The organism is Paenibacillus sp. SORGH_AS_0306, assembly GCF_030819345.1.
Lineage (GTDB): Bacteria > Bacillota > Bacilli > Paenibacillales > Paenibacillaceae > Saccharibacillus > Saccharibacillus kyungheensis.
Window position 1 is genome coordinate 987,467 of sequence record NZ_JAUTBP010000001.1, and the last position, 23,180, is coordinate 1,010,646.

18 protein-coding genes, 2 tRNA genes and 1 pseudogene are annotated in these 23,180 nt (G+C 37.0%); 18 read left to right on the forward strand and 3 right to left on the reverse strand.

The features are described 5' to 3' along the window. The first annotated feature begins 151 nt into the window (after positions 1-151). From QE450_RS04355 to nrdR, 12 genes and pseudogenes are all read left to right on the forward strand, one after another. Positions 152-1,012 carry an SDR family oxidoreductase gene (locus QE450_RS04355; protein ID WP_307297270.1) on the forward strand — a complete coding sequence of 287 codons (861 nt, stop codon included), beginning with the start codon at positions 152-154 and terminating at the stop codon, positions 1,010-1,012. A gap of 239 nt (positions 1,013-1,251) precedes the next feature. Then, a complete protein-coding gene (locus QE450_RS04360; RefSeq protein WP_273615533.1) occupies positions 1,252-2,226 on the forward strand; it encodes a bile acid:sodium symporter family protein in 975 nt (324 codons plus the stop codon). Then, positions 2,223-4,041 (forward strand): annotated as a pseudogene (pnpS, locus tag QE450_RS04365) (two-component system histidine kinase PnpS). The gene QE450_RS04360 and the pseudogene pnpS overlap by 4 nt, the downstream one beginning before the upstream one ends. 89 nt (positions 4,042-4,130) lie before the next feature. Further along, the gene (locus QE450_RS04370) at positions 4,131-4,862 is read left to right on the forward strand and encodes a response regulator transcription factor (RefSeq protein ID WP_204824825.1); all 732 of its coding nucleotides are present in this window, start codon (positions 4,131-4,133) and stop codon (positions 4,860-4,862) included. A 125-nt stretch (positions 4,863-4,987) separates the two neighbouring features. Next, positions 4,988-6,175 (forward strand): methyl-accepting chemotaxis protein, encoded by a 1,188-nt coding sequence (locus tag QE450_RS04375; protein ID WP_307297273.1) that lies wholly within the window; start codon positions 4,988-4,990, stop codon positions 6,173-6,175. Between the two features lie 132 nt (positions 6,176-6,307). Continuing rightward, a complete protein-coding gene (gene pstB / locus QE450_RS04380) occupies positions 6,308-7,063 on the forward strand; it encodes a phosphate ABC transporter ATP-binding protein PstB (RefSeq protein WP_204824823.1) in 756 nt (251 codons plus the stop codon). A 25-nt stretch (positions 7,064-7,088) separates the two neighbouring features. Continuing rightward, on the forward strand, positions 7,089-7,748 hold the full coding sequence (gene phoU, locus QE450_RS04385) for a phosphate signaling complex protein PhoU (protein ID WP_273615536.1): 660 nt from the start codon (positions 7,089-7,091) through the stop codon (positions 7,746-7,748). 169 nt (positions 7,749-7,917) lie between these two features. Beyond that, entirely contained in the window at positions 7,918-10,584 is a 2,667-nt protein-coding gene (polA, locus tag QE450_RS04390) for a DNA polymerase I (protein ID WP_274170481.1), read from the forward strand. Positions 10,585-11,129: 545 nt separating this feature from the next. Beyond that, positions 11,130-11,975, forward strand: a complete 846-nt coding sequence (gene mutM, locus QE450_RS04395) for a DNA-formamidopyrimidine glycosylase (RefSeq protein WP_273615538.1) — start codon at positions 11,130-11,132, stop codon at positions 11,973-11,975. A 9-nt stretch (positions 11,976-11,984) separates the two neighbouring features. Continuing rightward, positions 11,985-12,581: a dephospho-CoA kinase gene (gene coaE, locus QE450_RS04400; RefSeq protein ID WP_273615539.1), complete on the forward strand. Its 597-nt coding sequence runs from the start codon at positions 11,985-11,987 to the stop codon at positions 12,579-12,581. Further along, the gene (locus QE450_RS04405; RefSeq protein WP_273615540.1) at positions 12,578-13,141 is read left to right on the forward strand and encodes a lytic transglycosylase domain-containing protein; all 564 of its coding nucleotides are present in this window, start codon (positions 12,578-12,580) and stop codon (positions 13,139-13,141) included. Before coaE ends, QE450_RS04405 begins: the two co-directional genes overlap by 4 nt. 123 nt (positions 13,142-13,264) lie before the next feature. Next, positions 13,265-13,744 carry a transcriptional regulator NrdR gene (gene nrdR, locus QE450_RS04410; protein ID WP_204824817.1) on the forward strand — a complete coding sequence of 160 codons (480 nt, stop codon included), beginning with the start codon at positions 13,265-13,267 and terminating at the stop codon, positions 13,742-13,744. 208 nt (positions 13,745-13,952) lie between these two features. Here nrdR and QE450_RS04415 read toward each other — a convergent pair whose 3' ends face one another. Continuing rightward, positions 13,953-14,834 (reverse strand): LysR family transcriptional regulator, encoded by an 882-nt coding sequence (locus QE450_RS04415; protein ID WP_307297283.1) that lies wholly within the window; start codon positions 14,832-14,834, stop codon positions 13,953-13,955. A gap of 166 nt (positions 14,835-15,000) precedes the next feature. Here QE450_RS04415 and QE450_RS04420 point away from each other — a divergent pair, with 166 nt between their 5' ends. Then, entirely contained in the window at positions 15,001-15,396 is a 396-nt protein-coding gene (locus QE450_RS04420) for a tautomerase family protein (protein WP_301261480.1), read from the forward strand. After that, complete coding sequence (locus QE450_RS04425) at positions 15,397-16,359, forward strand: aldo/keto reductase (protein ID WP_307297287.1); 963 nt, start codon at positions 15,397-15,399, stop codon at positions 16,357-16,359. Positions 16,360-16,432: 73 nt separating this feature from the next. Here the strand turns inward: QE450_RS04425 and QE450_RS04430 are convergent. Then, positions 16,433-16,516: transfer RNA gene (locus QE450_RS04430), tRNA-Leu, on the reverse strand. A gap of 268 nt (positions 16,517-16,784) precedes the next feature. Next, on the reverse strand, positions 16,785-17,759 hold the full coding sequence (locus QE450_RS04435; RefSeq protein ID WP_307297290.1) for an ABC transporter substrate-binding protein: 975 nt from the start codon (positions 17,757-17,759) through the stop codon (positions 16,785-16,787). A gap of 234 nt (positions 17,760-17,993) precedes the next feature. Between QE450_RS04435 and QE450_RS04440 the strand changes: the two genes are divergently transcribed. The 4 genes from QE450_RS04440 to QE450_RS04455 all read left to right on the forward strand — a co-directional run bounded on the left by QE450_RS04440 (position 17,994) and on the right by QE450_RS04455 (position 23,141). After that, a tRNA-Ala gene (locus QE450_RS04440) sits at positions 17,994-18,066 on the forward strand. 190 nt (positions 18,067-18,256) lie between these two features. Beyond that, on the forward strand, positions 18,257-19,780 hold the full coding sequence (locus QE450_RS04445) for a hypothetical protein (RefSeq protein ID WP_274170475.1): 1,524 nt from the start codon (positions 18,257-18,259) through the stop codon (positions 19,778-19,780). Positions 19,781-19,782: 2 nt separating this feature from the next. Further along, positions 19,783-20,304, forward strand: a complete 522-nt coding sequence (locus QE450_RS04450) for an ABC-three component system middle component 1 (protein ID WP_274170474.1) — start codon at positions 19,783-19,785, stop codon at positions 20,302-20,304. A gap of 20 nt (positions 20,305-20,324) precedes the next feature. Next, positions 20,325-23,141 (forward strand): hypothetical protein, encoded by a 2,817-nt coding sequence (locus QE450_RS04455; RefSeq protein WP_307297294.1) that lies wholly within the window; start codon positions 20,325-20,327, stop codon positions 23,139-23,141. The last annotated feature ends 39 nt before the right edge of the window (positions 23,142-23,180 follow it).

Genomic DNA, 23,180 nt, shown 5'->3' on the forward strand with positions numbered 1-23,180 from the left:
CCCTAAATATTGAATTTCAATACATAAAAAATGTAAAAAATAGATGTTTAAACATGTATAGACAGTGGTAATAATGGACGGAAGCAACAACGGGATCTACGTTATTGTAATTGTAAATTATCCATTTTCATATTCGAAAGGAGAATTCATTATGTCTAGCGAAGAACAAACATTACCTCCACAACATCAGGAAAAACAACCAGGTATCGAATCGCAAATGACTCCACGTCCAGAATATAAAGCACCTGCCTATAAAGCAGCAGGTAAGCTTAAAGATAAAGTAGCAATCATTACAGGTGGGGATAGCGGTATTGGTCGTGCTGTAGCCGTCTTGTATGCCAAAGAAGGTGCAGATGTAGCGATTGTGTATAAAGATGAACACAGCGATGCAGAAGAAACCAAAAAGGCTGTAGAGCAAGAAGGACGCAAATGTATTCTACTTCCAGGCGATATAGGAGATGAATCTTTTGCCAAACAAGCGGTAGAGCAAACAGTATCCGAATTAGGTAAGCTTGATATTGTTGTTAACAATGCAGCAGAACAGCATGTACAACAAAGTATTGTAGATATTACAGCAGAGCAATTGGAACGTACTTTCCGTACTAACATTTTCGGTATGTTCTTTATCACCAAAGCAGCTGTTCCACATCTTAAAGAAGGTTCTACGATTATCAATACTACATCAGTCACAGCGTATCGCGGTGAACCAGTATTGCTAGATTACTCTTCTACCAAAGGTGCAATTACAGCCTTTACACGTGCATTGTCGATGAATATTGTAGAAAAAGGAATTCGTGTCAATGCAGTTGCTCCAGGGCCAATCTGGACACCATTGATTCCTGCATCATTTGACGAAGAAAAAGTAAGCAAATTCGGAGCAAGCCAACCGATGAAGCGTCCGGGTCAACCGGAAGAAGTCGCTCCAGCTTATGTATATCTGGCAAGTACAGATTCTTCTTATGTTAGTGGTCAAATTATTCATGTTAATGGCGGCGAGATCATTAACGGTTAATTTGCATATTATATAAAGATACAGAATACAGTAGAAAAGATATTCATATAACAATAAAGATATCATGGCGGTAGAGCAGGCATAATTGACCTGTTCTATCGTCTTTTTTTGAATACAGTCCAAATATCATCCGAACGATGAAAGCGACTTATTCTACAACCTCTGGTATGATAATACTTGTTATGATAAGTGATATATACCACAGAAATATGTTACCTTTTGGAGATGATGACTACATAATGAGAGAACACGCAGCTACATTTACTCGTTTGTTTGAAAAGTATATGTTTTTGATTATTCCATGTACACTGGTTCTGGGATTCTTTATATCCAAGCCATTATTACCTTTTGTCGGTTGGATTCCAGGCTTATTTGCTTATGTTACATTTGTGATGGGACTTGGTTGTGGAAGACATCATTTAAAAGGCGTATTGACCAGACCTGCACCGATTATTGTTACTCTTTTGCTAGCCCATGTGGCTGCACCACTTATCGCATATGGACTGGGATTGCTGCTATTTGGTAGCGATTCACCATATACAGTAGGGCTGGTGCTATTTGCAGCGATTCCATTAGGCGTATCCTCTGTATTATGGGTAGGAATGTCTTTCGGTAATGTAGCGTTAGCATTGACGCTAGTAATCGTAGATTCAGCCATTAGCCCTTTCGTCGTGCCCCTGTTAATCGAGGTCTTTTTCGGTGCAGATATACAGTTCGATACTTTACATATGTTCAAAGATTTATTGTTACTGATCGTATTGCCTACATTTGCAGGTATGGTCGTGTACGAGATATCCGGTGGCAAGTTCAGAGATTGGTCTGCTCCAATCACTCAACCATTAGCGAAGTTATGTTTTGCAGGTGTTGTATTATTAAATGCGGCTGCTATTGCGCCTCAATTGCAAACGTTGCGTCGGGATCTGTTGTTAGTCGTACCGTCTGTATTGCTCCTGGTTGCGTTATGCTATGGACTGGGTTATGTGGCTTCTGCTATACTTCGTCGCAAAGGAGAAGGGCAGACTTTGCCTGTTACACTAGCCTATGCTTCAGGGATGCGTAATATCTCGGTCGGAATGGTGATTGCGATGGCTTATTTTAGCCCTCAGACTGCGGTTCCGGTCGTGCTAGGAATTATGTTACAACAACCAATGGCTACCCTCCAATATTCTATTTTTATGCGTATTTCAAATTATCGTAAAGGAAGAGATGCATGAAGCCTTTTCGCATTCGTCTGACATTGATTCTGATGATACTGCTTGGTGTACTTGGTCTAGCAGCAGCACTCACAATGGGACAAATATTCAAAAGCTCACATATTGCCACACTTGAAGACAATATGGTGCGTGAGATCCGTTTGTTAGAAACCACATTTGATTTTAAAGCAACAGGAACAGACGGTCAGCCTTCTGAAGATGTATTTCAATATTATTCGCAAGAAGCCCATCAGATAGGGAATTTAACCGATTCACGAGTGACTTTTATCGAAAAAGATGGAACTGTTATTGGCGATTCTGAAAGTGATCCACATACGATGAACAATCATATGGATCGTGAAGAAATTCGCGCGGCTGCTGCGGGTGGGGTCGGTAGTGCGATTCGTTATAGTGCGACACTGGACAAAAATATGTTATACATTGCAGCTCCTGTAAAAGCAGGCAATCTGTTTGATGGATATATTCGATTATCAATGAGTCTGGAAGCGGTAGAAGTAGGGGTACGCAACGCCTGGACAGTTATGGGTATCAGCTTACTGATCTTATTTCTAGTTGCTGCTGTGGTAAGTTATCGGGTAGCATCTGGGTTAACCAAGCCACTAGAACATATCACTGTAGTTGCCAATCGTATTTCTCGTCTGGATTACGGCGCACGTGTACGCTTAGAACGGCGTGATGAAATTGGTGAATTAGGTAAAGCGATTGATAATATGGCAGATAGTCTGGAAAAACAACTCAAAATTATTCGCGATAACGAAGACCTGCTACAAAGTGTACTGGCTAATATGACTGGCGGTATGTTGATGGTCAATTCATTAGGAAATGTAGCACTTGGTGAATCGGTTCGCTGAAGAAGTGTTAGGAGTCAGTTCTAAGCGTCTAACCGGTAAGTCTTATCATGAGTTAAAACGTCATTATGAATTGACCAAGCTACTAGGTGAAGGATTGCGACGCAAAGAGCGTATTCATGATGAACAGACATTGTATGATCCAGAGCCACGCTTGATTCAGATCGATGGTGTACCGATGTTTGAAGATGATGATACGTACAGAGGGATGTTGTTCTTGATTCAGGATATTTCCAATATTCGTCGCTTGGAAAAAATGCGTAGCGAATTTGTAGCGAATGTATCGCATGAATTGAAAACCCCTATTGCTGCTGTAAAAGGATTTGCCGAAACATTATTAGGTGGCGGTGTACAGGATGAACAGACATCGCGTGCCTTTTTACAAATTATTTATGATGAAAGTGAACGGTTGAACCGTCTGATCGGAGATATTCTGGAATTATCCAAAATTGAATCCAAGCGTTCGCCACTAAACTTCTCACCGATTCATTTACAGCCTTTTTTTGATACGATCCGGGAAATGTTGAATTCTTCGGCTGCCAAAAAGAATATTACAGTAGATATGAATGTGCCGGAAGAAATGTTTATGGAAGCCGATGAAGATCGATTACGGCAGATTTTTGTCAATTTGATCTCTAATGCGGTAAACTATACTCAAGATGGTGGTAAAGTTAGATTAACAGTCGAGGAAAAAGGTTCTGAGAACGGAGAAGAGCGTATTCTTTTCCATGTAAGAGATACAGGTATGGGTATTCCCAAAAAAGATTTACCACGTATATTTGAACGTTTTTATCGAGTAGACAAAGCCCGTTCACGCAGTTCAGGGGGTACGGGTCTAGGATTATCGATTGTTAAGCATCTTGTTGATTTACATCGCGGGACGGTAACTGTGGAAAGTGAAGTTAATATTGGAACAACATTTACAGTCAATTTGCCGTTGTTACAAGAGGATGAACCAGATATTTGATATTTTATTACATCATTTTACACAGGGTTAACATAAGAGTGATATGCTGACATTGATGTATGAAATGCGAACCCTTGTGGGAGGTTATCATGGCTAAACGATTACTGGTCATAGAAGATGAATCAACGTTATCTCGATTGTTGTCTTACAATTTGACACAAGAAGGATATGAAGTCACTGTAGAAGATCATGGAAGTGCAGGATTGGATCGTGCGCAAAGTGAACCGTTTGAATTGATTTTGCTTGATCTGATGTTGCCGGGCATGGCGGGATTAGATATTTTGCGTAAATTGCGCAGTTCAGGGGTTCGTACACCTGTAGTCATTTTGACAGCCAAAAATGCAGAAGAAGAAGTGGTAGAAGGACTCAAAGCAGGAGCCGATGACTACATTACGAAGCCATTCGGTGTATCTGAACTATTAGCACGTGTAGCTGCTGTATTACGCCGTGCAACAGGTAGAGAAGATCAACCTGAAGAAGAGTTATCGCATGAGAGTCGTATTGAACTGGGGGATTTAACGATCTATCCTGATAAATACGAAGTGACCCTCGGTACACAACAGATTACACTGCGTCCGAAAGAATTTGAAGTCTTGCTCTATCTGGCACGCAAACCAGGAGTAGTGATGACAAGGGATGATCTGATGAACGCAGTATGGGGATTCGATTATATTGGTGGTCAACGTACTGTCGATGTACATGTCAGCTCTTTACGTAAAAAATTAGAACTTGATCCTGAATCGGTACATATCGATTCGATTCGTGGGGTTGGTTATAAATTAGTAGTACGCAAAAAAACAAGCGCTCAACATTCCATTTAATATGGAGTGTCGAGCGTTTTTTACATACTTAGCGTATTTTAAAGGATTAATTTTTACATTGATCCTTTAGTCTTAGTCTATGAGTCTTAAAGACTATATTAATTCGTTAGGAGAGGTCATCAATCATGTTAGACATGCTGATACGTGAACCTGAAATCATGCAGCCGGTTGATATAGAGAAAGAAAATAAGCAAGCGATTATAGAACCTGTAGATCAGATAATAGCAACAGAGGTAGAATCCCATATGCACACAGACGCAAAAGAACTTCGTCTACGTCATTATGTAATAACAGTGCCTGCTATTCGTGCTCAAGAAACATGCCGGGACACTTTTGTTCGGTTCAAGCGCCAGACTCATCTTCCTTGTATTGTGTTGTGTGATGAACAGGAGCGCCCAGAAGGTCTGATTATGCGTGAACAATTTTATCGACATATGGCAAGCCGATTCGCCAGTGAATTGTATGACACTCGTTCTACAGTGATGTTTAGTCAGTCTAATATGTTAGTGATGGATATCGATACAGAAGCTTCGATTGTGGTCGATGCTGCGCTAGCTCGTGAAGGCGATTCTTTTTATGAATGTGTTGTATTAATAGATCAAGAACGATTAGCAGGCATAGTGACGATACGCGATATTATGGAGCTGTCTAATCATCTGCAATTAGCTACAGAACAAAGACGGATTTCTTCTTTGCACGACACACGTCAGTTTGTTGAGCAGATTGGAGATGCGGTTAAAGTGGTACAACAAGCTGCTCAAGCCAGTCATCAGGAGCTTCATCTGATGAAGCAACAGACGATATCCGGGCAACACGATCTCAATCAAGCCCATCAACAATTTCAGCAAGTACAACAGTTAGTAGTGCGTCAGCGTACACTCGCAGAACAGATGCTTGATTACACAGGACAAGCAAGTAAAGTCGTGCATACGGTAACTGATCTTGCAGGTCAGAGTAATATGCTTGCGCTTAATGCTTCGATAGAAGCAGCACGGGCTAAAGCGGCAGGACAAGGATTCGCTGTCGTCGCAGAAGAAATGCGCAAATTATCTTCGCATATTACGACTCTTTCTACAGATGTAAATCGATTACTTACCGGACTTGGTGAAATGATTGGGCAATCTGCTTCGTCCACTCATACGACCGAGACAGTGATGGATCAAAGTATGATCTATATTCAGCAAGCGAATCAATTATTTGGCAAAATGACAGTCGAAGCAGAACAAGCTTCTCAAAATGCAGAACAATTGATGCAATCCGCTGATCAAGCGGATCATTTGACCAGTATCGTTGCGCAAGCTTTACAGCGTTAATTTATCAGGCTTACATTTTTTACATTCCGTTTACAATTCGAACTGATGGGATTTACAAATATGATTTATGATGAATAGATGTAAAAAACATTTGTCACCGAAAATGAATTGAAAATCAGGGGAGTGTACCTTGTGTCAGCGATTATACGTATTGAACAATTGAACCTGTATTATGAGAAACATCAGGCTCTTAAACATATTAATTTGGATATTAAAGAAAAAGCGATTACTGCTTTTATCGGCCCTTCCGGTTGTGGTAAATCAACATTGCTTCGTACATTGAATCGCATGAACGATATGATTCCAGGCACACGCATCGAAGGCGTAGTGGAGATCAGCGGTTCTAATATTTACGGAGAAAATGTAGAAGTCGAAAATTTGCGTCAACAAGTAGGTATGGTATTTCAACAACCGAATCCTTTTCCCAAGTCCATCTACGAAAATGTAGCTTATGGTCCACGTCTACATGGGGTTACTTCCAAAAAAGATCTAGATGAGATCGTAGAAACAAGCTTGCGTCAGTCTGCGTTGTGGGAAGAAGTGAAAGACTATCTCAAACGTTCTGCACTTAGCTTATCCGGTGGACAACAGCAACGCCTATGTATTGCGCGTGCCCTAGCAGGTCAACCGGATATTCTACTTATGGATGAAGCCACTTCAGCACTTGATCCAATCTCTACATTGAAGATTGAAGAATTAACGCGTGAGCTCAAAAAAGATTATACGATTGTGATGGTAACACACAATATGCATCAGGCAGCGCGTATTTCAGATCAGACTGCATTTTTCTTAAATGGAGAAATTGTGGAATCATCCGATACACCGGAGATGTTCTCCAACCCTACGGACTCTCGAACAGAAGATTATATTTCGGGAAGATTCGGCTAATACCTACACCAAGGAGGACTTGTTCATGCCCAACCGGAAAGAATTCGACCAAAGTCTAGGAGAGCTACGTCAGTTGCTCACTGCTATGGGAGATCATGTAGTACATGCTTTGGAAGAAGCTGTGCTATCACTACAACGCCTTGATATCGAACAGGCAAAAATAATTATTGGTAATGATTATAAGTTAAATGAATTAGAAGAGAAAGTAATGGAAATCGGTTCACGCCTGATCGTAACACAACAACCGGTAGCCAAAGATTTACGTCGTATTATTGTAGCTTTCAAAATCTCTAGTGATCTAGAGCGTATGGGTGATCTGGCTCTCGATATCGCTAAAGTAACGTTGCGTCTACAAGATTCTACATTGATTCAGCCATTAGTAGATATTCCGCGTATGGCAGATATCGTAGGACAAATGACCAAAGAATCGATCCAATCGTATCTGGATGAAAATACAGATCTGGCTTATAAAGTCGGTGTAGACGATGACCAAGTGGATCATATGTATAGTGGAATGATTCGTGAACTGCATAACTATATGATCGATCATGCTGTAGACGGCCCACAAGTGATGTTGCTGAATCTGACAGGACGTTATATCGAACGTATCGGAGATCATGCCACCAATATTGGCGAAAGTGTCGTCTACCTTGTGACAGGCGTACGTCCTGATCTTAATCGTTAATGTACAAATAGGTTATATTATAAAGCAATCCCAAAGCATCGGACACAAATCCGGTGCTTTTATTTTTTGATTAGAAGGGCTTGTGGTATCATAGAAAGAGCAAATCTTAATCCTAATCATCAACCAGTACATGGTTAAATATAGAGATGTTCTAATTACAGGAGGTTCTATGGAAAAGTTTCTTTTAATAGATGGAAATAGTATTATTTATCGTGCTTTTTTTGCGATGCAACAACCGATGACAACCAAAAGTGGACAGCATACTAATGCAGTCTATGGATTTACCAATATGTTGATTCGCTTGCTGGAAGAAGAAAAACCAACACATGTGATGGTTGCTTTTGATGCAGGTAAAATCACGTTCCGTCATACGACTTATGGAGATTACAAAGGTGGACGTCAAAAAACACCACCAGAACTATCCGAGCAATTTCCATTGCTTAAAGAATTATTGACCGGTCTTGGTATTACGTACTTTGAATTAGATACGTATGAAGCTGATGATATTATTGGTACATTATCCCGTACGGCTGAAGAAAAAGGACGTAATGTGCTGATCGTCAGTGGTGATAAAGATATGCTACAACTGGCTTCAGATCACGTCAAAATTGCACTCACTCGCAAAGGTGTAAGTGATATTGAACCTTACGGCCCAGCAGAAATCGAAGAACGTTACGGCTTAACACCTGCTCAAATTATCGATCTAAAAGGATTGATGGGTGATACATCTGATAATATCCCGGGTATTCCAGGTGTCGGTGAAAAAACAGCACTCAAATTGTTACATCAATTTGGCAGTGTAGAAGAAGTCTTAGCGAACACCGATCAACTTAAAGGCAAAATGAAAGAAAAAGTAGAAGCACATGCCGATGATGCTCGGATGAGTAAAGAGTTAGCGACTATTTTCCGTGATGTTCCTTTTGATGCAACATGGGAAAGTATGAAATATGATGGATTCAATCCGGTAACATCAATTGTAGCTTTGCGTAAATTAGAATTTAATTCGATTATTCAGCGCCTCAATCTGTCTGATATTGATGGAGAAGATCTGCATGATCCTGCTCAAGTAGAAGCTTCTGAGCTAGAAGTAACTATTGTAGGCGAAGAACAGCTTCCTGCATTGGAAAAAGTACTGAATACTGTCGAAGTATTGCATATCGAAAGTCATGGAGATAATCCGCATCATGCTGAACTGGTCGGTATTGTATTGTCAGCGCCAGATCAGTATTACTTTATGACGCCTGAGACGTTGCTTAGTGAGCGTGCAGCAGGTGTACGTGCATGGTTAGCCGATGAATCGATTCCGAAGCATGGACATGATCTACATCGCGCAGATCTTGTATTGTACTGGAGCGATATTCCTTTTGCAGGTGCTTCTTTTGATGTGCAGATTGCAGCCTACTTGCTTGATCCTACAGAATCAGGACAAAGCTTAAATGCTCTTGGAGCCAAATATGGTCTACCTCATATGCCAGAAGACGAGACGGTGTTTGGTAAAGGGGCTAAATATAAAGTGCCTGAAGAAGACGTATTGAGTCATCATCTTGCACGCAAAACAGCAGCGATTCGTGAATTGGTTCCATTACAACGTGAACAATTGGAACAAAATGAAATGACCAGCTTATTTAATGATCTGGAAATGCCATTGTCCCGTATTTTAGCGGATATGGAGAAACAAGGTGTTGCTGTAAATACAGACGAATTGCGTGAACTAGGCAAAGAGTTCGAACAAAAGATTAATCTATTAGTGACAGAGATTCATGGGATGGCTGGTGTAGAATTTAATCTGAATTCACCGAAGCAATTAGGTGAGATTCTATTCGATCGTCTAGGTCTACCTGTAGAGAAAAAAACCAAAACAGGCTATTCAACCAGTGCCGATGTACTGGAAAAATTAGCACCTTATCATGATATCGTGCAGTTGATTCTTGTGTATCGTCAGCTTGCTAAATTGCAATCCACTTATGTAGAAGGATTGCTAAAAGAAGTTCATCCCAAATCTGGCAAAGTGCATACGTTCTTCCGTCAGACGATTACAGCAACAGGTCGCTTATCCAGTCAGTTTCCGAATCTGCAAAATATTCCGATTCGTCTGGAAGAAGGACGTAAATTACGTAAAGTATTTGTGCCATCTGAAAGTGGTTGGAGTATTTTATCATCCGATTATTCTCAGATCGAACTGCGTGTACTTGCTCATATGGCAGATGATCCAGGTTTGAAAGATGCCTTTTTGCATGATATGGATATTCATACCAAAACAGCGATGGATGTATTCGGCGTGACCAAAGAGCAAGTCGATGGCGATATGCGTCGTTCTGCCAAAGCGGTTAACTTCGGTATTGTCTACGGAATCAGTGATTATGGATTATCTCAAAATCTAGGCATTACTCGTAAAGAAGCGGGCGACTTTATCAATCAATATCTAGAAGTATTCAAAGGCGTTAGCCGTTATATGGATGATATCGTAGTGGAAGCGAAAAAAGATGGATTCGTTAAAACGATGCTAGAACGTCGTCGTTATCTACCGGATATCAACTCGTCTAACTTTAATCTGCGCTCTTTTGCAAATCGTACAGCGATGAATACACCGATTCAAGGTACAGCCGCAGATATTATCAAATTAGCGATGGTGCATATGGATCAAGCGCTCAAAGACCATAAGTTAAACAGCCGTATGCTTCTTCAAGTACATGATGAATTGGTATTTGAAGTCCCTGCTGATGAGCTAGAACAAATGAAGACATTGGTACCAGAAGTGATGGAAAAAGCATTGTCTTTATCGGTTCCTCTCAAAGCTGAAGTAAGCTATGGTGCGAACTGGTATGAAGCGAAGTAAATAGTCTATAATTAAAAGGGTAGAGAAGCGAGGGATGCTTGGAGGTGGAATGGTGATTCGTTCCGTCAAAGAGATGATCCTTACGATCGCTGTTAAAGATTGGATACTTGAATCACTGCTGTAGCAGTCATATCCAATCTTTAAAGGCGAACGCTTCGCTTCTATCGGATCATTTCTTTGACCTCCACTCCGAGCATGGAGAAGAGCATCCACGTCGCTGCGCTGGTGGAGGGTGCAGCAGTTTGAGAGCAGTGATATTCAGCTCGCTGAATATTTTTGTTTGGGGAAAAATTTGAGGTTTGTGTTTTTGAGATAAGTAATTTTGACATGTGACTTTAAGTTATTATTTAGTGATGTATGGGTATCATTTTCTCAAATTCATATTAGTTCTACTAGTTATAATTTCACTTATTAAAGTGTTTTATGATTACTTATTTGAGAGTGATTTGTTTTGCTTTCATTATCTTTTAATTATTCGTATAACGATGCAGTGTGATGACTTTAAAACTCATAAATTTATTATATTAAAGGTAAGGTGAAAGGTTATGCCGGAATTGCCGGAAGTAGAAACAGTTAGACGCACGTTAAACACCTTGGTTGCCGGCAAAACGATTGATCATGTTACGGTATCTTTACCACGTATTGTTCAATTGCCAGATGATCATAAGCAGTTTGAGATAGAGCTTCAAGGGCATACGATTGAGAAAGTAGAGCGTCGCGGGAAGTTTTTGCGTATTGTAATGGATCATTTGGTATTGGTTTCTCATTTACGTATGGAAGGACGCTATGGGGTCTATACTCAGGATGAACCTGTTGAGAAGCATACTCATGTGATTTTTCATTTTACAGATGGTACTGAACTTCGGTACAAAGATGTGCGTCAATTTGGCACAATGCATTTGTTCAAAAAAGATGAAGATTTGCAGTCGAAGCCACTGATGCATCTGGGGCTTGAACCTCTTGCACCGGAATTTACAGCAGAGCAATTTATCCATATGATGAGCAAGCGCCGTACGATGATTAAGCCTGTATTGCTCAATCAGAAGTATGTGGTAGGGATCGGAAATATTTATGTCGATGAAGCGTTGTTCCGTTCGGGGATTCATCCAGAGCAGATTGCTAATACATTGTCAGCAGAACAATTAACCCGTCTGCATGAAGCGATAGTATCCACACTTGCGGATGCTGTAGAAGCAGGTGGTTCGTCGATCAAGTCCTATGTAAATGGTCAAGGCGAAATGGGCATGTTCCAGCACAGTCTACGTATTTACGGTCGTAAAGCAGAACCTTGTTATGAATGTGGAACACTTGTCGAGAAGACGGTTGTCGGCGGAAGAGGAACACACTTTTGTCCGGTGTGTCAGCCGCTACCTACTCGTCAGAAACATTGAGGTGATATCATGAATATCGGGTTAACCGGAGGAATCGCCACAGGTAAAAGTTCTGTCTCGGCATGGTTATCATCCAAAGGAGCCAAGCTGATTGATGCGGATCTGATTGCGCGCGAAGTGATGATGCCGAATCATCCTGTGCTATCTCAAGTGGTAGAACGCTTTGGCGCAGACATGTTGCAAGCAGACGGAACACTGAATCGCAAAAAGTTAGGGGAACATATCTTCACCCATCCCGAAGAACGGAAGTCGCTTGAAGATATTACCCATCCAGCGATTCGTGAATTGATTCAGACACGTACAGTAGAATTAGAACAACAGTATCCAGATACACTGGTTGTAGCAGATATTCCGCTGTTGTTGGAAGCCAAAGGGGTCTATACGTTTGATCAGATTATGGTCGTATATGTGCCTCAGCCTGTTCAATTACAGCGTCTGATCTCACGTGATGGACTTACTGAAGAACAAGCCTGGAAACGGATTAACGCTCAGATGGATATTGAGCAAAAGAAAAAAGTGGCTGACATTGTAATTGATAATAGCGGTACCCTTGAGGACACGTATGCTCAATTGGAACAGTTCTGGCAGAGTAAAGGTCTTTCATGAAGAAATTGGTTCGTAAACGATTTCTTTTACCGCTATTCGTGCTTGTTGTGATTGTGGTTTTTTTCAATAGTCGCTGGCTAGGATGGATTTATCCGATAGAGTATAAAGAAGAGATTCGTGCTCATGCTTCTGCTTATGAAGTCGATCCTTTTCTAGTCGCTTCTATTATTCGAGTCGAGACTAACTTTAAGCCTAGTATGGAATCCAAAAAAGGCGCACTCGGTATTATGCAACTGATGCCGAATACGGCGCAATGGATTATGGAGCAAGCACACTTGGATAACATGTCACTGGAAACGGTCAAGCATGAAATCGATCCAAATATTCAGATTGGTACATGGTATCTTAGACAGCTTAATCGTCAGTTCGGCGGTAACAAAATCGCTGTAATTGCTGCCTACAATGCAGGCCCTGGTAATGTAAAATCATGGCTAAGTTCCGGCAAATGGGACGGTACATTAGAAGATGTCAAAGATATTCCTTTCGGGGAAACGAGACATTATGTCCAACGTGTATTATATTATTATAAGCAGTATACTGAATTATACGATGCCTTTTAGATCGAACAAGCACTATGTTGGATTCTGTAACTCATATTTACTCACATCCTGAATATATATGCATGAACTTAACTGAAATGATGTCCGAATGAACGGTTGGCGAGAAAGGAAGTGACGTGAGCAATGAAATGTCCATATTGCAGTCACAATGGAACCAAGGTGCTGGATTCCCGTCCAGCCAATGATAATAAATCGATTCGTCGTAGACGTGAGTGTGAAAGTTGCAATCGCCGTTTTACGACGTTCGAGATGGTGGAAGAAACACCGCTAATTGTGATCAAAAAAGATGGAAGTCGTGAAGAATTTAGTCGTGACAAAATCCTGCGCGGTCTGATTCGCGCTTGTGAGAAACGTCCGGTATCGGTAGATCAACTAGATATGATCGTCTCTGAAGTGGAAAAAAGTCTACATACTACAGCGATGGCAGAAGTGGAAAGTCGTGCTGTAGGCGAATTAGTCATGGAACAGTTGTATCCTGTCGATGAAGTAGCTTATGTGCGTTTTGCTTCGGTATATCGTCAATTTAAAGATATTAATATGTTTATGAAAGAACTCAAAGGTCTGCTGTCAAAAGAAGACGAGAGCGATAGCTCAAATAGCTAATTCCTGTTAGATCGCATTAAGATTGCTAATAAAGGTATGAACGTCTATTGTATATTTCAAAAAAAGAGCACTTCTACAATAACAAGTAGAGTGCTCTTTTTGGTATATTGTATATTCTTGTGATCCCATATTTATACATGGCGATTTCTTTATAGAAGTATGGGAGCGACTACTATTTATGATTGAATCCATATCGAATCGAAGTTTACTATTCACGGAGATTTTTAAAATACTTCCGAACTTCTTCTACAAACAGTTGCTGCATACCGCTGTTATATTTGATACGCCGGGGTTGTAAAATGCCAATCTGCAAATGGTGATCTACAGAAGGAAAAGGTAAAACAGTATACGTATCATCTACACTCAAAGAAGACGGTACAATCCCGATCCCATTTAATTGTTCAGCATAAAGCGGAATTAAAGAAAGTTGATTGATTGTGTAAAATAACGGTTCTTGCTCATACGTTCTAAAAGCTTTTTCCACCTGAAAGCGATACTTGCACGACGATTGTCCGATAATCAACAAATGCGATAATAACTCGTCGATAGTCACTGCTTGGGTATTCGCCAATACATGATTAGCCGGTATAATCAGCGAGATTGATTCTTGTTGTAAAGGTTCAAATACATAATCGTGAGACGACTCCGAATCTGCGCATAAAGCTAACGATATTTTCTCCTGTTGTAGACACTCTTGCAAAAAAGCCGAATTATCCACTGTAATTTCACAAGTGATTTTGGGTCGATATTGCCGAAATTGATATAAAATAGCAGGCAAATAACGATCTGCCCATGTCTCTGTGACACCAATCTGTAAAGTACCTATTTCTTCTTCATTCAATTGCTTGGCTATATCACCGACATAACGCCAGTGATGGATTAATTGATCGACCTGTTCAGCAAATCGTTGCCCGGCAGGTGTTAAGGTCGCTTCCCAATTACGATAAAACAAAGTCAATCCTAATTCTTTTTCTAATCGTTTGATCTGGTTAGTAATTGTAGATTGAGCATAATTCAGCTTTTCGGCTGCTCTGGCAAAAGTACCTTCTTGCATGACGGTCTGAAAAGCAATCAATTCTGTTAAATCCATAATGCACCTCCTTAGTACATTTTCCTTTTAATATCTTCATCGGTAAAACGAATGATCTTTATGATTATTATCTATTATATAAATAAAGAGAATATAGATACAATCATAGTATTCACAAAAGCTTATATCAGTAACAACCAATTCAATCGTATGGAGGATCAGCGATATGCCATTTACAAGAGTAAGTTATATGCATAATCAGTATAATGCAGAACAGTTACAACAGATGAGTCAGGTTATTTTATCCGCTTTAATCGATTGTTGCGATGTACCGGAGAATGATTGTTTTCAAGTCTTTCATAGTCATCAGCCAGAGCAGTTTGTATATGATCGCCACTATTTACAAGGAGATCGCTCAGATGGATTATTATATATCCAGATTACCTTGAAGTCTGGTCGAGGCGTGGTCAAGAAGACAAATCTGTATAAACAGTTAGCAACAGCGTTAGCACAACAAGTGGGTATTCGGATCGAAGATGTATTTATTATATTGGTCGAGACTGAATTCGAAGACTGGTCATTTGGAAGTGGATTGGCGCAGATGGTTAAGGAGAACAATTGAATGGATAAGCAGATATTAGGTAAATCGAATATTCCAGTATCCAAAGTAGGTCTGGGAACGATGGCATTTGGAAGATGGATCGATGCTTCTGCTTCACAACGTATTATAGATCATAGTCTAGATATCGGTATGACTCTGATCGACACTGCTAACTTTTATGGAAAAAGGCAAGATATCGATCATATCGGAGATGGATTAGGCGAGCAGATGATTGGAAATAGTCTTAAAGGAAAACGAGATCAGGTTATACTTGCGACCAAAGTAGGCATGCGTATGGGTGAGGGCAAGATGGACGAAGGATTGTCACGCCAGCATATTACACAACAGATCGACCGTTCGCTTCAACGTCTGCAAACCGATTATATCGATCTGTATCAAGTACATGAGTTCGATCCTCATACTCCACTGGAAGAAACGTTATTTGTATTACATGATCTAGTGCAACAAGGTAAAGTTAGAGCGATTGGTTATTCCAATTTTGCTGTAGATCAGCTACGTTCTGCTTATGAGATCAGTCATACACATCATTGGACAGCATGTGCTTCGATTCAATCTGAGTTCAATTTGCTTGCTCGTGCAGTAGAACAAGAAGTATTTCCTTACTGTGAGCAAGTGAGTATCATCAAGATCATTTACAGCCCATTAGCGAGAGGGATATTAGCAGGACGGTATAGATCACTGCAAGAGATTCCTGTAGAAAGTCGCCTGGCTAAAGGAGAAGAACGGATTAAGCACTATTTTACCAACGAGAACTTTGCCAAAGTCGATACGTACCGCCAAATAGCAGAAGAAGTAGGATGTACGCTGGTACAGTTAGTGCTCTGGTGGACAATCGAACATCCGCAAGTTGATTCGATGCTGATCGGAGCAAGTCGTACAGCGCATATCAATGAAATAGAACAAGTTCTACAATTTGGAGCTATGCCTGTATCATTAAGAAACCATATAGCATCTATTCATTGAATATCTTAAAGCAATAGAAATATAAAAAAGCCCATCCCGCAATATACGAGACAAGCTTAGTAAACAATAGGGATGCGGTCAAGAGGACTCGAACCTCCACGGGGGTAAGCCCACACGGACCTGAACCGTGCGCGTCTGCCAATTCCGCCATGACCGCGAATATGTAACTTCCACATTAATCATGAAGTATGTCTAAGAAGTCAATGTGGGAGTGGTGAATAAATCACCGTAAGTACGATTATATCGGATTTGAAAAGTGAATACAAGTTTTTTTGCTTGTTGTATCAACGTAATTAGCATGTAACAAAAAACAACGATGAATCATATAAGCTGTTCCCGATATCTATCAAAAGGGACGCTGATTCACCGTTGTTTTTTACATAAGCAATTTTGTTATAAAATCATCATTCAGAAGACTGACTAGATTAAGAGTTACCTTGTACTTTTTTCAAAATCGTTTCTAATACATACGTTTTAGCAGGAGGGGTATTATTGAAAAAGGAAGGATCTACAATATAGACATGCCCATTTTGTACGGCTGTTAATTGATTCCATGTAGCACCATCTGCTGTAGCTGTCATGCGTTTGGTCAATGCTTCTGGTGTATCGTTTTTAACCCCTGTCGAAATAAACAGATAATCAGGATTGATACTTTGCAATTGTGCAACTGTGGCTGGAGCAGATACTGTATCTGTTGGCAAATTAGCCGGAGCTTTCAGTGCCATATCCTGATACATCACTTCACCGACACCATTTTTGGCATTGTTGTATAATGTCATACCGTCTTTGGTCATCGAAGCCGCTGCTACAGTGGATGTACCAATAATCGGGGTTAGCTTCGATTTGCTTGCATTGGTTGCTTGCTGAAATGCATTCAAAAACTGCTTTACTGCGGTTTCTTTATCAACGATCGTACCATAGTTATACAGCTCACTACGCCAATCATTCATTTGCGCAATATAGATCGTAGGTGCAATTTTGGACAATTCATCGTATACGGCACGATCGCTATTATTGGTAAAGATCAGATCAGGCTTTTGCCCTTTGAGTGCAGATAGATTGATGTCTGTACCTTCGCCTTCGATCAGTGAAATATTGTTCTTTTCTTCATCTGTCATATAGATAGGAAAAGGATTGCTTTCTGTCGGCTTAGGAGCCAGTGCCACATTCACATCAATCGCATTCAGATAATCCAGTGCATACTGGCTAGTGACTGCAATACGCTTTGGAGATACAGGAATACTAACGGTTCCAAAAGAATCATTGATCGGCATCGTTTTGATCCCGTTTGGATTGAAAATATCGGCACGCGTTTCTTTAGGCTGTCCGCAAGCCGTCAAAAAAACCAACATTAGGAGTAATCCCAATCCTGCTTTGGCATAAGTGGTATTAAATTTCAATGCATTTCGCCTCTTTTCTGAGTACTATACTTCATTATACCAATACACACAGAACCAAAGTCAACGCTTCCGCCCAACTGTCACCCGCTTGTCACAGACTGTGGTGTTACAAGTATGAATTGAGGTTGCAGATAAGGGGAGAAGTAGTGTGAGAGGATGCTTCTTGACGAGGTACATGCGGATGTGATAAATTAATGTAGTTGTTGCTTTACATAGTTGTAATCTCATATCCATGGGGCCTTAGCTCAGCTGGGAGAGCGCATCGCTGGCAGCGATGAGGTCAGGGGTTCGATCCCCCTAGGCTCCATAAAATAAAAGTCCGCTAGACACATTTCGTGTTTAGCGGATTTTTTGTTTATATTTTGTATGTAATCCATAATATAGCAATAATTATATCCCTTTTTTTCTATATAATTCTAAAAATGTATGGTATAATTTCAAAATAATAGTTCTAAAGTTGTGATTCAAATATACTAATCTGAAATGGAGATATAGGTATGACTTCAACAGATGTTAAACATTCTATAGCAGGATTTTATTATCAAGTATTGATTGCATGCAAAGAGATTAGCCTTTTATTAAATAATCCCGCTAAAGAAGATAGTTATGTTGCTATTGAGTACGGTGCTGACATTAGAGTTTTTAATGAAGCAAATATTAATGAGAAAGATATTGTAATAGAAGCAAAATTTTATAAAGATTCTACTTTTACAAGATATAAAGAAGCAATTACACATAGTATATACAATTTTTATGATTTATTTTCAAATTCTCAAGTATTTGATTCTTCAAAAAGGTATAAATTTCTATGTAATGTTCCTATAAGCGAGAAGGATTTTGATTTTTTTACAAATTGGAACTCAAATACAGGTATCGACGAAAATATAGCTTATATAAAAGAATGTTTTATCTACGAATCAGTCGATAGAAAACCTGTGAAAGAAGGAAAATATAAGGAATTTAAAGAAAAATTTGATTCTAACTTAAAAAAATTTAAATACAAAAAAGAGCTTTTAAAATATTTGTCTAGCCATTCTAATCCTGAAGAATATCTATTTTATATTATTCCAGATATAAAATTTACTGAATCTAAATTAAAGTCTTTTATTGCTCAAATTGATTTCGAATTTCCAACTGTAAAAATAGAAAAGTACGAATCAATTCAAAGTTTGAAAAAAATTATTAGTGATGAACTATCAAAGTATAATGCTAGCTTTACAGAATTGGATAAGAATAAAATTACACTTTTGTTATTAGAAGCTTTTTTTGATTCAACTGTAAATTCAAAATTAAGAACTATAAAAGTATCTGATTATAAAAAAATTATAGAAAATCATACTACAATTGCTACTAAATATTTAGAAAAATTAGAATATAAAGAAATGATTGATGAGATTGAGGAAGAACTCAGATGTTATGAAATTGTTTTAAAGGAAAATGGACATGAAGAGCTTATTGATAATGTAATGAGCTTATTAATTGAGCTGAAAGAACAATTGTATACACATATTGATCAATTTAGTATGAATTCAACTATGAAAAAATTTATTATGAATAATAAAAATAATTATCCACTTGAAGTAATAAAATTATTTCAATCTATGGCGGAAATGATGACTAAAACTAAAAAAAATATTCATCCGATAAGCATAATAAGTTATCCAAATCTTAATAACATAAAAATTGGTGAAAATTTAAATTTTTCTTTACGTGCTGTTCCATCAGCAAGTTCTAAAAGAAAAAGTTCTAAATTAATGCTAACTAGCTTTATTGATCATACACGAGAAAATTTAGAACTAACAAAAGCAATAGGTGGAGAAATAATAATTTTTAATACTGATAGTAAAATTTGTCAATTAAGTTCTGATATTATTAATAATACTGTTATTGATATATGTAAAATACCAGAAAATGTGAAGTATCAAGAACTTTATAAATCATTTCGTTATAAATGTACTGAATGTTTAGAATTATCATATAGAGGGCAGTGTCCTTTTATTAAAGAACTGATGGAGGAATAAAATTGGAAAATCTAGAAGCAATATTGGCATTAAAAGATGTTTATAAATTTGAAGAACTAAAAGATGCGATTGTTTGTAATTTAAATCAAGATAAAATAATTATTATTGTAGATATTAAGACATTAGAAGAATTGATGGAAACTGTCTATCTTATTCCGCAATTAAGAACAAAAATAGAAAAAGAAATGAAAAATATGGACAATAAAATGCAAGCAGATGATATACATCTTTCCAAATTTTTATGGGATATTTATGTAGTTGGTCTTCATTATATTAAATCAGATGAAGATAAATTTAATGAAGTTGAAATAGCCAAGATTCACCAAAATCGTTTTATAGCAAGAAAAATAATTATCGAGTATAAAGAAGAAGAAGAATTAAAAACGCAATTTGATAACTTAGTTGTTCCAGAAAGAGTGTTAAATACACTATTGCACAATTACTCTAGTGATAACGAAATATATAATAAAGATGAAGTGAATAATTTGTTAATACAAATCAAAGATATATTAGAAACTGATTAATATAAGAGAGGGAGAATTAAATGTATTTATCAGAAGTGAAAATCAAAAACTTTAGAGGGTATGGAGAGAATTTAAATCGGACAGATCGCTTTTTTGTTTTTGATGAACTAGATAGTCCGTTGATTATATTTCATGGTTTTAACGGACATGGAAAAACATCATTTTTTGAAGCAATAGAATGGTGCTTAACAGATAATGTAATACGACTAGAAAAATTTTATAAATCTGAGCATGGTGGAGCATACTCAGTACATGATTTAAATAAAAGTCATTATTTAAAGTTTTCCTCTAGCAAATCAAGTGAACAAGTACAAGCTAATCGTGAAATTGTAGTGGAAATATTATTTAATAATGGAGATAAAATCACCAGAAACAGCTTTAGTAATACTTTAGCAGTAACAGATAGTACTAATTATAATTCTACTTTACAACTTATTAAAAAAGGAGAGCAAGCTAAAATAGTCTTAAACAATGAAATTTTACAGTATTTAGTTCCAGAGTCAAATGACATTAAAAATTTCACGAGAGCACATATTCTTTCACAAGAAGGAATTACTGACTTTATTAGAAAAACTTCACCAGAAGATAGAAAATCATTTTTTATGAGATATCTGCAACAAGAAGAGATATCAAATCATATAAATGAGTTAGGTGTATATTTAAGAAGTGGAAGCATTTTTAATAAGAAAAAAAATGACTATAACACTAATATAGTAGAGATTGGAAGGAAAAAAGGAAATGTTAATAAATATTTACAGGACGTAGGGTATAATGATTTTGAAAGTTATATAGATGAATTTAAAAAATTATATTCAAAATTAATTCCATTTGTTAAAAGACAAGAACGATTTCCAAATATCCCCTTAAAATTAATCAATCTGTCTCTAGAATCGGAAAATAAAGATTATACAACTGTCTTTAGGGGGGCTAGCAAGATCTATGAAATAGCTATAAGAGAAAAAGATAATTTAGAAGAAAAAATAAGAAATTTTAATATAGGTAGTTCTAATATAAAATTAATAAATCTTTTAAAAGATGCAGAAAATTGGTTGAAAAAAAGTACTTATGTATGGGAATTAAAAAATAATGGTATTATAGGATTGCAAGATAGACAAAATAAGAATCAAGAAAAATCGAATAATAATTTATTGAGAATAAAAGATAACTCAGAAAAACTAAATATATTGTCAGATAATCAATTTATATTTAGTTTATTAATCCATAGTATTAATAAAGAAAAAAAAGAAGTTTCGCAAGAAATATGGAATAATATGGACAATGATTTTATGAAATTAGATAAATTTATCGATTCCTTTAAAGAAATTATTGAACAAGAGCAGTTGATTTTTCCAATCAAGGATATAATAAAAATAGAAACTTTGAAAAAACGATATAATGAGTTAGATGAAAAACGTTTAAATATACTTTTGAGACAGAAAGAAAATACTTCTTTTATAAATGAATTTTCAACTCTAAATAAAAATTATCAAGAAATCTTAAATCAAGTAAAATCGTATATTCAACAAGAGGAACAATCTATCACATCATGTCCAATATGTCTTAATACTGATTTTTCTTATTCTTCTTTTAATGATTCTGAAAGTAATAATACTGCTCTCATTCTCATATCTATTATAAATGATACAATGGCTAAAGGAAATAATGATATAGAGCGTTTATTGAAACAAAGATCACTTTTAGATGATGAACTTACAGAAATAGTTCATTTAATAAATATAGAGGTTATTGAAAATTTAGAGACATTTTTAGAATTATTAACTAAAGATTTCTTATTAAATTTTGGAAAGATAAAAGTTAGTTTAGATCAATTACAACAAGTTGATAATCTTCAGAAGAATGAATTAAGACAGGAATCTGAATTTATTTCTCGTAAATGGGATACTTTAAGAAAAGGTTGTAAGATTTTATTTGGAGAAGAGATTGAATTAAGGGATGTAAACTTAAATGAATTAGATGAAATATTGCTTACCAAACAAAAGTGGTTTGATGCTAATATTAAACAATTAGAATTTGAAGAAGAACCTAGTTTGGATGAAGTAATAAATAAAATCAAAATAATTAAAAATATAGATTTAATAGCAGAATATTATCCTGATAATTTAGAAAAATTTAATAAAGATTTTTTATATATCAAGAGAAACTCTTTATTAATTAAATGTATGATTAGAAATTTAGAAAATTTAGTTAATATAAAATTACCTAGTGAATACGATGATATTTTATCTCAATATGAACAATTAGATGCTAATTTATTAAGTATCGAGAGTAAATTAGAAGTAATCTCGAATAAAGAAATTTTAATCAGAGGTAAATATAACGAACTTAAACAAAAGCAAACTAATATTTTAGGAGAACAATTACAAGGACATCCAATAATTACTTGGATTTATGAATCTATAAATCCTCATACGCAATATAAAGATTTGAAAGTTGTTGTAGATAATAAAGGCACACATTATGCAAGTAAAGACTTAAAAGAAAATTTATATCTGGATCAAATTTTTAGTCAAGCTCAGTTAAATATACTTGCCTTGAGTACATTTTTAGGAATTGGTTTAACTCAAAAATATAGTATATTTAATCAACTACTTCTAGATGATCCTATACAAAGTATGGATGATTTGAATACTTTAGCATTTATTGATGTGCTTAGAGCGATATTAGATTCTGAATCTAATAAAAAGAGACTTATTATATCTACTCATGATAGTAATTTTGCAGAATTATTATCTATAAAAATGAGAAATAAAAATATTAAAAATTATTTTATTGAAGGTTATGGTTCAGAAGGTCCTATAATTAATACAAATTTATAATAATCAAATCCGTTAGACACTTTCGTGTTTGGCGGATTT